The organism is Pseudomonas sp. zfem002, from assembly GCF_032621685.1.
In the GTDB taxonomy this organism is placed as follows: Bacteria; Pseudomonadota; Gammaproteobacteria; order Pseudomonadales; family Pseudomonadaceae; genus Aquipseudomonas; species Aquipseudomonas japonica.
On the sequence record NZ_JAVYJH010000004.1, the window covers coordinates 80,216 to 92,021 of the forward strand.

The 11,806-nt window shown below is 62.5% G+C and carries 9 protein-coding genes and 1 pseudogene; 6 read left to right on the forward strand and 4 right to left on the reverse strand.

What is annotated here, in order from left to right; all coding sequences use genetic code 11:
• Nucleotides 1–66: 66 nt before the first annotated feature.
• The 3 genes from RTI28_RS07905 (at nt 67) to RTI28_RS07915 (ending at nt 3,754) form a co-directional block, all read left to right on the forward strand.
• Nucleotides 67–504, forward strand: coding sequence for a disulfide bond formation protein B (locus tag RTI28_RS07905; RefSeq protein WP_316919939.1), 438 nt, complete (start codon nt 67–69; stop codon nt 502–504).
• Nucleotides 501–1,148, forward strand: coding sequence for a DsbA family protein (locus RTI28_RS07910; RefSeq protein WP_316919940.1), 648 nt, complete (start codon nt 501–503; stop codon nt 1,146–1,148). The genes RTI28_RS07905 and RTI28_RS07910 overlap by 4 nt, the downstream gene beginning before the upstream one ends.
• A 536-nt stretch (nt 1,149–1,684) precedes the next feature.
• Nucleotides 1,685–3,754 (forward strand): heavy metal translocating P-type ATPase, encoded by a 2,070-nt coding sequence (locus tag RTI28_RS07915; RefSeq protein ID WP_316919941.1) that lies wholly within the window; start codon nt 1,685–1,687, stop codon nt 3,752–3,754.
• 249 nt (nt 3,755–4,003) lie between these two features.
• On the opposite strand, the gene RTI28_RS07920 is transcribed toward RTI28_RS07915, so the two are convergent.
• Entirely contained in the window at nt 4,004–5,212 is a 1,209-nt protein-coding gene (locus RTI28_RS07920) for an MFS transporter (RefSeq protein WP_316919942.1), read from the reverse strand.
• Between the two features lie 125 nt (nt 5,213–5,337).
• On the opposite strand from RTI28_RS07920, the gene RTI28_RS07925 reads away from it, so the two are divergent.
• The gene (locus RTI28_RS07925; RefSeq protein WP_316919943.1) at nt 5,338–6,264 is read left to right on the forward strand and encodes a LysR family transcriptional regulator; all 927 of its coding nucleotides are present in this window, start codon (nt 5,338–5,340) and stop codon (nt 6,262–6,264) included.
• 100 nt (nt 6,265–6,364) lie between these two features.
• On the opposite strand, the gene RTI28_RS07930 is transcribed toward RTI28_RS07925, so the two are convergent.
• Nucleotides 6,365–7,405: a DMT family transporter gene (locus RTI28_RS07930; RefSeq protein ID WP_316919944.1), complete on the reverse strand. Its 1,041-nt coding sequence runs from the start codon at nt 7,403–7,405 to the stop codon at nt 6,365–6,367.
• 454 nt (nt 7,406–7,859) lie between these two features.
• On the opposite strand from RTI28_RS07930, the pseudogene RTI28_RS30290 reads away from it, so the two are divergent.
• Both RTI28_RS30290 and RTI28_RS30295 read left to right on the forward strand, forming a co-directional pair.
• Nucleotides 7,860–8,999 (forward strand): annotated as a pseudogene (locus tag RTI28_RS30290) (HAMP domain-containing protein); the annotation flags it as partial.
• 102 nt (nt 9,000–9,101) lie between these two features.
• On the forward strand, nt 9,102–9,857 hold the full coding sequence (locus tag RTI28_RS30295) for a methyl-accepting chemotaxis protein (protein WP_410478965.1): 756 nt from the start codon (nt 9,102–9,104) through the stop codon (nt 9,855–9,857).
• Nucleotides 9,858–10,121: 264 nt separating this feature from the next.
• On the opposite strand, the gene RTI28_RS07940 is transcribed toward RTI28_RS30295, so the two are convergent.
• Both RTI28_RS07940 and RTI28_RS07945 read right to left on the reverse strand, forming a co-directional pair.
• Nucleotides 10,122–10,712, reverse strand: coding sequence for a hypothetical protein (locus tag RTI28_RS07940; RefSeq protein ID WP_316919946.1), 591 nt, complete (start codon nt 10,710–10,712; stop codon nt 10,122–10,124).
• Entirely contained in the window at nt 10,709–11,539 is an 831-nt protein-coding gene (locus RTI28_RS07945; protein ID WP_316919947.1) for a hypothetical protein, read from the reverse strand. The genes RTI28_RS07940 and RTI28_RS07945 overlap by 4 nt, the downstream gene beginning before the upstream one ends.
• Between the last annotated feature and the right edge of the window lie 267 nt (nt 11,540–11,806).

Consider the following 11,806-nt stretch of genomic DNA (forward strand, 5'->3'; position numbering starts at 1 on the left):
CCTTCGAGTTACTAGAACCCTGAGGCTAGGAAGATTCGTTCCCATACCCGATCAGGCCCGTTCGCCATGGACAAGACACCCACGGTCCCACCCCGCGCCGGCTTCCAGCTCTTCGCCGCCTGGTTGCTCGCGCTGATATCCACGCTGCTGGTGCTGTTCATCGGCGAGGTCATGGGGCAGGAGCCCTGTGTCCTGTGCTGGTACCAGCGTGCCTTCATGTTCCCGCTGGTCATCGTGCTCGGTGTCGCGGCCGCACGCTCGGACCTGGATGCCTGGCGCTACGCCTTGCCGCTGGCCGCTGCCGGCTGGCTGGCGGCGCTCTATCACAACCTGCTGTATTTCGGTGTGATTCCCGAAGCCGTCAAGCCTTGCGGTGCCGGACCTTCCTGTTCGGGGGCGGACATGACGCTGTTCGGTTCGCTGCCCTTGCCGTCGCTGTCACTTGCCGTGTTCACCCTGCTGATCATTCTCCTCCTGTCCACTCGCCGGAACGCCAAGCCATGAGCCGACGCATCGCTGTCATCGTCATCAGCCTCCTCGCCATCGCGGGATTCCTCGCCGCGGCATTCTTCTACAAAGGCAACCAGGCGCCGCCCCCCCAGGCGACCGAACCGGTGAAGGCCAGCAGTGCCCTGGTGCGTTTCAACGCGCCGAGCTTCGGACCGGCCAAGGCGCCGGTCACCATCGTCGAGTTCTTCGACCCCTCCTGCGAGAGCTGCCGGGCGTTCTATCCGATCGTGAAGCAGATGATGGCCAAGCATCCCGAGGATGTTCGCCTGGTCCTGCGCTACGTGCGCCTGCATGTCGGCTCGGAAGAGGCGATTCGCTTGCTGGAGGCTGCGCGCAAGCAGGGCGTCTACGCGCCTGTGCTGGAAGCCGTGCTGGAGTCGCAACCGCAGTGGCACGACGACGCGACGGCAGCCGCGGCATGGCAGGCAGCGGCTGGCGCTGGCCTGGATGTGGACAAGGCCCGCGAGCAGATGAACTCGCCGGACATTACCGCGACCATCCAGCGCGACACGGAAGATGCCAAGTCCGTGGGTGTGAAGGGGACGCCGACCTTCTTCGTCAACGGCAAGCCATTGACCTCCTTTGGTGCGCAGCCGTTGTACGACCTGATCCGCAGCGAGATCGAACTGTCCCGCTGAGGGGCTTGACCCTATAGCGACTATAGGGTGTTCACTGGCACGCGCTAACGTCCTGATAGAGAGCTGACATGAAAAGCTGCTGTGGCGACAAACCACCCGCGCGACCACCTGTCGTCGAGGTTTTTGATCCTTCCGTGCCCGTTGATGCGGGGAGCAAGGCCTCGTCCTGCTGCGGCGGCAGTTCAGCGAAGGCGTCCCCTGCACCCTCCACGTTGTACAGCCTGGTCGAGCCAGTCAGCACGCCGACAGAGGCTGCAGAGCCCGAGGACGGGTGCTGTTCGTCAGGGGCGGGATGTGCCTCAACTCCGGTTGCCGAGCAGGTAACCGAGAGTTGCGCCACGGGCTGCTGCTCGGCGTCAGCGCCGGTTGCTGCCAGTCTCTACACCCTCGCCGAGCCGGCGCCGGTCGCCTCGGACAGTCTGTTCGTCGATGCCTGTAGCACCGGGACTTCAAAGAGGCCTGCTACCTCGGAAGGGCAGCGGGGCCATTACAGCGGCTTCACCATCCCGCAGATGTGCTGCCCCTCCGAACAGACCATGATCGAGGCCAGGCTCAGGAAGGTGCCGGGCATCCATGGTTTCGACTTCAACATGATGAACCGGAGCATGGGCGTCTGGCATGACCTTGAGGACGACAGCCAGATCGTGGCGGCTGTGCGCTCCCTGGGCATGGATGCCGTGCCACTGGCTGGCGAACCGTCCGACAGTGACGAACCCGCTGCCGCTGCGGTGCCACCTGCCCCGGTGCATGGCTCGCGCTGGTGGCCGATCGCGCTGGCCGGAGTGGCGGCGGTGTTCTCCGAACTGCTGCACTTCAGCGCCGCTGCGCCTGAGTGGGTGGTGGCGCTGCTGGCGTTGGCGGCCATCGCCCTGGCCGGGCCGTCTACCTACAAGAAGGGCTGGATCTCCCTCAAGAACCTGAATCTCAACATCAATGCCTTGATGAGCATCGCCGTGACGGGCGCGGTGCTGATCGGGCAGTGGCCGGAAGCGGCGATGGTCATGGTCCTGTTCACCCTGGCCGAGCGGGTCGAGGCCAGGTCGCTGGACCGGGCGCGCAATGCGATCAAGAGCCTGATCGAGCTGACGCCTGAGCGCGCCACGGTGCTGCAGGCCGATGGCGGCTGGCTTGAGATGGACGTGAAGCGTGTCGATCTCGGCGCGGTCGTGCGAGTCCGTCCGGGCGAGCGCATCGGTCTGGATGGTGAAGTGGTCGCGGGCAGTTCGGCGGTCAACCAGGCACCGATCACCGGTGAAAGCCTGCCTGTGGATAAGGTGCAGGGCGATGCGGTGTACGCGGGCACCATCAACGAGTCCGGCTCGCTCGACTACCGGGTGACGGCCAAGGCGGGCAATACCACCCTGGCGCGGATCATCCATGCCGTCGAAGAAGCGCAGAACTCAAGGGCGCCCACCCAGCGCTTCGTGGATCGGTTCGCGCGGATCTATACCCCGGCAGTGTTTTTCTTCGCCGTGGCCATCGCGGTCATTCCGCCGTTGTTCATGGGCGGCGTGTGGACGGACTGGATCTACCGGGCGCTGGTGCTGCTCGTGGTGGCTTGCCCCTGCGCTCTGGTCATCTCCACGCCGGTATCCATCGTCAGCGGCCTGACGGCGGCGACGCGCAAGGGCATCCTGGTCAAGGGCGGCATCTACCTGGAGCTGGGTGCCAAACTCGACTTCATCGCGTTGGACAAGACCGGCACCCTGACCCATGGCAAGCCGGTGCAGACCGATTATCGTGCCTGGAGCGAGGTCCACGGTGTCGATCCGCAACGTGTCGGCGCCAGCCTGGCGGTGCGTTCCGATCACCCGGTGTCGCAGGCCATCGCCAAACGTGCGGCAGGCCAGGGCACTACCTTTGCCGAAGTCGAGCAGTTCGAGGCGCTGCCGGGGCGGGGCATCAAGGGTGTGATCCAGGGCAGTACCTACTACCTGGGCAACCATCGCCTGGTCGAGGAACGCAACCTGGCCACCTCAGCGTTGAGCGCAGCCATGGACGCTCTGGAGCGCGAGGGCAAGACCGTCGTTGCGTTGCTCGACGGCGATGCCGTGCTGGGCCTGTTCGCCGTGGCGGACACGATCAAGCCATCGAGCCAGGACGCGATCCGGGCGCTGCATGACCTGGGTATCAGGACCTGCATGCTGTCCGGTGACAACCTGCACACGGCCGAAGCGATCGGCAGACAGGTGGGCATCGACCAGACCCGGGGCAACCTGCTGCCCGACGACAAGCTCGATGTCATCGGCGAACTGCAGGGCAAGGGCCATGTCGTGGGCATGGTAGGTGACGGCATCAACGACGCCCCGGCGCTGGCGAAGTCGCAGATCGGCTTTGCCATGGGCGCCGCCGGCACCGGCACCGCCATCGAGACAGCCGACGTTGCGTTGATGGACGACGACCTGCGCAAGATTCCTGCATTCGTGCAGCTGTCCCGCGACACGGCCACCATCCTCAAGCAGAACATCTGGTTTGCCCTGGGCATCAAGGCAGTGTTCCTGCTGTTCACCCTGGTGGGGCTGGCGACCATGTGGATGGCGGTGTTCGCGGATGTGGGCGTGAGCTTGCTGGTGGTGCTCAACGGTTTGCGGTTGCTGAAGAAGTAGACGAGTCAGCCGTTGCAGGTCCGGGTTCAAGCGTATTCGAGTTGAAGGCGCTTGAACGCTCGGCCATCGACATGAACATGGACTGAATGTTCCACGGGGTAGTGCCTGAATGCTCTGTAACTTCCAAATCCGGTCAGGGCGCCGTTTTCATCCTCGATGCCAATGACTCGAATGTGCAGGTGACGATAACCTTGTCTTTCATGGGGGGCTTGGGCTTTCCCTTGATGTGAGGCATTGCTGCAGAGTGTTCTATCGCTGTATCGCACCGCTTCCGCCAACTGAACTTCGACCTCTGCTCCAGCCAAACCAGAGGATGGCCAACGCTGCGGATGCCAGCCATGGCAACAGCAACGTGTTGAGCATTTGCCAATCCAGTTTCTGGAGCAGGGATGCCGCACCGAACGAGCAGCTCAGTCCCACGGCAAAGATGACCATATCGTTGGTAGCCTGGGCCCGGCCTTTTTCCGCTGGTGTGTAGCTGGAGGTCAGCAAAGCGGTCCCACCGATGTAGAGAAAATTCCAGCCAACGCCGAGAAGGACCAGGGAGGTGGCAAACGACTGGAAGCTCGTGCCTGTCCAGGTCATCAGGACATGCGCCGCGAGAATGGCGACGCCCGCCAGCATGACCTTGAGCACCCCCAGGCGGGCGATCAGCGTGCCGGTAAAGAACGACGGCAGGAACATCGCCAGAACATGCAACTGGATCACCGTCGCGGCCGTGGCCAGTTCGTGATGGTGATGCAGCATGGCAAGGGGGGTCGCCGTCATCGCCAGGATCATGATCCCGTAACCGGTAGCGGCCCCGAACAAGGCAACCAGATACACGGGTTGAGAGACGATCTTCCACCAGTGTCGACCCTGGCCGGGATCGGCATGGTCTGCCTGGGCATCCGGCATGCGCAGGGCCAGCAGAATGGCTGCCGCAGCTGCAGAAACCACCGCCAGGATGAGGAAGGAACCGACATACAGCGCGGGCAGCAGCGGGCCTCCGACACGTCCGACGGTCGGCCCCAGCAGGGCCGCGATTATTCCCCCCGCGAGGACCAGCGATATCGCTTTCGGTCGGAAGGCATCGTTTGCGACCTCGCTCGCCGCGAAGCGGTAGAACTGGGCGAAGGATTGATAGGTCCCAATGAGGAAGGTGCCGGATGCCAGCAGCGGTAGCGATGCTATCCAGGCACCGTAGGCGGCTGTCAGCGATCCCAGTACGCCGAGCAGTGCACCCAGGATGAAGCCTGCCCGGCGACCCCGGCGGGCCATCCAGCTGGATGCAGGAAACATCGCCACGGCGGTTCCCATGAACATGCTTGCGATCGGCACGGTACCCAGTTCCGCACGTGCGGCAATCAGCGTGCCGGCCAATCCCCCGACCGTCATCACCGCCACCGAGACGGTCTGGAAGAGTGCCTGGGCGCAAGCCAGCAGGAAGACCTGTCGGTGCATTGTGGTGCCAATCATGCGGGTGTCCTTTCTGGTAGTCCGAACCCTTCGGCCGGTGGGTGGTGCAGAGGATTGGCAAATTATCGGAACCGGCATAGCATTATTCAAACGAATAATATGCGTTGAAAGGCTCAATAAAATTAATGGACAGGATCCCGATCGACGTCAGGCACTTGCAGACCCTGATGGCCCTGCGTGACAGCGGCAGCGTTTCAAAGGCCGCCACCTGGATGCGTCTGACCCAAGGTGCGCTTTCGCATCACATCAAGGCGCTGGAAGATTTCTATGGGGTGCCGCTGTTCGTCCGCAAATCATCACCTGTCATCTTCACCCCCGCCGGCAAGCGCCTGCTGGAGGCTGCCGACAAGGTCATTCCGGTATTGCACGAGACCACGCGCGATGTACTGAAGATTGCCCATGGGACCACCGGCACCTTGCGGATCGCCATCGAGTGCCACACCTGCTTCGACTGGCTCATGCCTGCCGTCGATGCCTTTCGTGCACGCTGGCCGGAGGTGGAAGTGGATCTGGTGTCCGGGTATCACGCCGACCCCGTTGGCCTGCTGCATCAAGGAGAGGCGGACCTGGCCATGGTGTCGTGCCGTGAGCCGGAGGCAGGGGTGGATTTTCATCACCTGTTCCGCTCGCGCCTGGTTGCCCTGGTGGCCAACGATCATGCGCTGGCCACCAGGGAGTACCTGGATGCGGAGGACTTTCGCAATGAGACGCTGATCACCTACCCGGTCGAAGAGTCGGCGCTGGATATCCTCCAGTTGCTGCTCAAGCCCGCAGGAATAAGTCCGTCACGGCGCACGACCGAGCTGACCGTGGCCATCCTGATGCTGGTGGCTACCCGCCGGGGTATCGCCGTGCTGCCTCGCTGGGCAGTGCAGAACTACCTGCAGCGCCAGTACATCACCGCCAGGCCGATCACGCGCGAAGGGCTGTTCGCTGAGATTTGGGCCGCGACCCTCACGGCCGACAGCAGCAAGCCCTATATCGTCGAGTTCATCGAGCTGATCAAAGCGACCAGTGCCGCTACGCTCTCGGACATAGAGCCTATCGACTGAGGCACGGCGTTTTCTTCGTCAATTTTCCTGTGCTTCCCAGCCCCTTGTTCCATCGCGCAGGGGGCGAGTATCGGCAAAGCCCAGTGCCTGCATGTTCCGCTCAGTGCTTGTGGCGATGATGTACGTCGGGAAAGTGCGCGTGGCGGTGTCGGATCGGCGCGTGCTCATGCGGGTGACTGTGTGGCTCGGTTCCGTCCCAGTCAAAGTCATGCTCATGCTGATGATGCTCATCGTGCGTATGCCGGTGACTGTGATTGAGGGGATCATGCTGATGCTCGTGAACATGATTTTCCATCAGGTGAATCCAGACACCTGTGGCCATCAATGCTGCGGCGAGCAGGAACATCAGAGATACGGACTCACCTAGCATCAGGATCGAGATAAGCGCGCCCAAAAAAGGCGCCGTGGAGAAGTACGCCCCGGTGCGTGCGCTTCCCAGCCCGCGGAGGGCCAGGACGAACGACACCAGGCTGACGCCATATCCGAGAAACCCCACCAACATGATTGGCCCCAACGTGGCCAGCTCTGGCAGTCGTGACCCGATGGCCAATGCCAGGGTGCAATTGACCAGCCCTGCCACCAGGCCTTTGCTGCCGGCTATGAAAAGCGAGTCTGAGGCTGAGACTTTGCGGGTCAGGTTGTTGTCGATAGCCCAGCACAGACAGGCGAAGGCCACTGCCAGCGGCCCGATCCAGTCATGAGCCGTCGCGCCGTCCTTCGGCCATGACAGAACAATACCGCCCAAAGCAATTGCGATCATGCCGACCACTATCCGGCGATCAGCATTCTCCTTGAACACTACCCATGCCAGCACCGCCGTGAGGACTGACTCCAGATTGAGCATCAACGAAGCAGTAGCCCCTGATGTCCGGATGAGGCCGAACATGAGCGCTACAGGCGCGAGAACGCCACCAAAGACGATGGCACCCGCCAACCACGGCCATTCTCCGCTAGGAAGCCCAGGTCGCCGCCAACCGTGATCGCGAGCAACACGGACGATAGCCAGGCCGAGGCCACTGCCCAGATAGAGCAGCCCTGCCAGCAGGATGGGTGGAGTATCCACAGCCAATAGCTTGGCGAGCGGTGTGCTTGCGCCGAACAGCGCCGCAGCAGATAACGCATAGAGAACACTCGGATTCATAATGGGGTTGCCCTGTCACGCTCATTGCATACAGGAGACCATCATGGTTTTTCCCGCGTCAGTATTATGTGAAGAGCTGATTAGCCCGACTGGATTCTCCGTATGGACTCGAGCTACCTGGTGCTGGCGTCCACGAAGGCCATCTGTTTCATCGGAAAACTCATCGAGCAGAAGCTGAGCATCTCACCAAATCAGAACGTTTTTTCAGGATTTCCCTAAAGTTTCCGGGGAAATGGCCCGATATTGCTGACTGGACCTGGCGTATCCAGCCGTCAGGCTTAACAAGAAAAGCCGTCATCAGCGAGTGCACGCCATGTTCGACACGCTTTCCATCCGCCTGAAAATCGTCCTGCTGTCCGGGATCAGTCTGTTGGGCGTCGTCGCCCTGGTCGTCGGTATCAACCTCTATCAGTCACGCCAGAGCGACGCCCTGGTGGGCGAAGCCAGCAGCGCCATGCTCACGCGCAATGTCCAGGCCCTGCTGCTGGCCCGCGCCAGCGAGAAAGCCGAACAACTGCAACGCACGTTCAGCGACAGCCAGACCCTGCTCACTGCCCTCGCCGACCAGGTGCTCGACCTCCGACGCCTGGGCCAGCGCCAGTCGATCCCGGCCGGTGACCTGCGCATAGCGGCCGACCAGGCCCTGCGCACTACCTTCGACCGCAACCCCGAACTGCTCGGCGTATGGATGGCCTTCGAGCCCGACGCCTTCGACGGACGCGACAGCGAGTTCGTCAACGACGCGGTGCACAAGGGCAGCGAAAAGGGCCGTTTCGGCAGCTACTGGAGCCGGGCACAGGGCAGTGTCCTGAACACCCTCATCGGCAGCAACGAGTTGGACAACACGGCGCTGACCCTCAGCGGTTCGCCGTTCAACGTCTGGTACACCTGCTCACGGGACAGCGCCAAGCCCTGCCTTCTGGAACCCTACGCCGACACCGTCGGCGGCAAGACCGTGCTGATGACCAGCATCTCCCTGCCGCTGCTGGAAAACGGCAAGGTCATCGGCGTCACCGGTGTCGATATCGCCCTCGACTCGCTGCAAAGCTCGGCGGTGAAGGCCCAGCGATCGCTGTTCAACGGTGCCGGGCAACTGACCATCGCCTCGTCCACTGGCCTGCTGGCGGCCAGCAGCAAGGACGCCGCCCTGGTCAGCAAGAAAATCGACGACGCCTTCGGTGCCTATGGCAAGCCGCTGCTGCAAGCCTTCGCCAGCGGCCAGCCACAGGTGTTCGATCAGGACGAAAACGTCCGCGCCTTGTTCCCGGTGCAGCCCATCAGCGACAGCAAGCCCTGGGGCATCATCATCGACCTGCCGCGCAACGTGCTGCTGGCCGATACCATCAGCCTGCAGCAGACCCTCGCCGACGCCCGCACCGCAGGTACCCTGAAGGTGCTGTTGCTGGCGACCCTCGCCGGCCTCGGCGGCCTACTGCTGATGTGGCTGACCGCCAGCGGCGTGACCCGCCCGCTCAACAGCGTGGCGCACATGCTCGAAGACATCGCCAGCGGCGAGGGCGACCTGACCCAGCGCCTGAATTACACCCGCCGCGACGAACTGGGCCGCCTGACCCAGGGCTTCAACCGCTTCCTCGACAAGCTGCAGCCGACCATCGCGCAGATCAAGCAGAGCATCAGCCAGACCCGCGCCACCGCCGACCAGTCCTCGGAAATCGCCCGGCGAACCAGCGACGGCATGCACCTGCAGTTCCGCGAAATCGACCAGGTCGCTACCGCGTCCAATGAAATGAGCGCCACCGCCCACGACGTCGCCAACAGTGCCGCCAGCGCCGCCGAGGCCGCCCGCGGCGCCGACCACTCGGCCCGCGAGGGCATGGCGATCATCGAACGCAGCACCCGCGACATCGCCGAGCTGGCCGATACCGTCAGCCAGGCCGTCGGTGAAGTGGAAACCCTGGCCAGCACCAGCGAGCAGATCGGCTCGGTGCTCGAAGTGATCCGCAGCATCGCCGAGCAGACCAACCTGCTGGCCCTCAACGCGGCCATCGAAGCGGCCCGGGCGGGCGAAAGCGGGCGTGGCTTCGCGGTGGTCGCCGATGAGGTGCGCAACCTGGCCAAGCGCACCCAGGACTCGGTGGAGGAAATCCGCCACGTGATCGAGCGCCTGCAAAGCCATACCCGCGACGTGGTCGCCAGCATGCACGCCAGCCACGGCAAGGCCCAGGAGAACGCCGACCAGATCACCCGGGCGGTGCACGCGCTGGATCGCATCAGCGAGGCCGTCACGGTGATCACCGACATGAACCTGCAGATCGCCAGCGCGGCCGAGCAACAGAGCGCGGTCGCCGAGGAGGTCAACCGCAACGTTTCGGCGATCCGCGGCGTCACCGAGACGCTGACGGGCCAGGCCGACCAGTCGGCGCAGGTGACCAGCCAGCTCAACAGCCTGTCGGCGCAGCAGATGAAGCTGATGGATCAATTCAAGGTTTGACCGGCTTATAAGGTTCCATCGAGTCCTGGCAGAACCTCTGGAACCCGGATAAAACCCGCCTTGCGGCTAATGCCGGTCAGTTAGCGTTTCGGGGCTGCTTTGCAGCCCTTCGCGACGGTTCGGCGCTCCGACAAGCTCGCTCCCACAAGGTACGTACAATCTTGTGGGAGCGAGTTTGTTGGAGCGCCGAACCGTCGCGAAGGGCCGCAAAGCGGTCCCAATTGGCTTAACTGATCGGCATTAGCCTTGCGGCGGGTTTTATCGTTATGGCTCATAAAAACACCCACCCAACGGATCAGTCCAGACCAGATCCCCGGTAGCGGGGCGTCTCATCAGGTTGTCGAGCCTGGCGTCGACGTTGCATTCATGACGCTCGGAAAATTCCGCCGCCCTGGCGAGTGTCATCAAGACGCCTGCCAGGTCGGGATGCTCATCGGCCAGGGCCAGGCATTGTTCGCAGAGTTCGCCGTTACCCGGCAATTCATCATTATCGTCGAGCAGCCCCGACAACACTCCGGCAAGCAAAGGCTCACTGGCCTCATCCAGGTCAACCAGCCGTTCCACTTCGGCCAGCCAGTAGAACTCGCCTTCGCTGCCCGGGAGTGAAGAATCAGAAGGGCCGACGGCGCCGTAATCGTGAAGGGTCTCGACAACGTTACGGTTGCCGTCGGCCCACTGCTGGACGAGAAAGTTGTGGCCGCATCCTTCGATCGTCAGGCGATAGAGTTTCTCGCCGCGCTCGAACAACATGCTGTTCGACCCCTGGCAAAGGAACGTGGCCTGGTTCAGTGGCGCTTGTTCAAGCAGCGCCTGAAAGTTGGGTCCAGTGAATATCGGTTGTTCCATCATGCTCATCCCCCGACGCCTGACGCTGCGACCGCAGCCCTCGACAGCAGGCCAAGCTCGCTTCTTGGATGAGCGTTTTCCCCCAGCCAGTTGGGAATCAATGCCCCCTGGGCGGCAAAATGCTCGACATGCACCACGGTGATTCTTCCATCGGTGTAGGCCACGGTGTTGAGCATTTTCCAGGCGCCAGGGCGGGCGCGGCGAAACAGGTCGTAGGCGGCCGCTACATAGTTCAGGCCCGTGCCTAGTCCAAACAGGACAATGAGCCGGGTCTCTTCCGGCAGGTCACGGAGAAAGGCCGTGGTGCAGTTGGTCGCGACCAGGGTGCCGAACGGGGTCGCAATGAATTTGTCCAGCATCCCGCCCCCCGAGCCTTTCCAGGAGGCGGATTTGCGATCGTAGCGCTCCACGCTGCAACGCACGAGTGAGGCGAAATGAAAGCGCCCGGAGGTGTCCGCGATAAGGCGGTCCACCTGTTTCTTCAGGCTGTCGGGTTCGTCCCTGGGGATGAGCCCGACGTGAGCGAGAATCTTGCCCACGTTGAGGCGACTGCCCTTGAACGCGATGTCGTCGTGAGGGGTGGCGGCGAGTGCTCCCGCCTGGGTCGGCCCCTTGGAAAATCCCAGTACCACGATCTCCGGCCGGGTGCTGCCCCACGCCAGAGGGTTTGCCGTGATGCGCCAATCACCTTCCGTGCGTCTGGACACATCGAACTGTGGCGCAGCATCACCATGGCATCGCGTGCAGGTGACGCGGCCGTGACTCGGTAAGCAACTCATCAATCCTCCCGCGACTCCCGCGTCGCTCTGCGGAAAAACCCGAATGGCATGGCTCATAGGACGGTAGACGTTCGCCAGGGAACTCGTCAGGCACTGCTGCGCGGCAGCCCTGGCTTAAAGGTTTCAGGCATCGTTGAAATAAATTGAAACATTCATTTTCGTCCTGCTGGCCGTAAAGAATTTTCCTCGCTTTTCTGACCGCTGGTCGCCTGAAAGCCTCATGGCGCTTCGCCTTCATGCCCTGTTTCCGGGGATTATCACCAAAGAATTAATACTAAGTACATGTACGAATTGTCCGACATGGATCCAATTTTTCGGCTACAA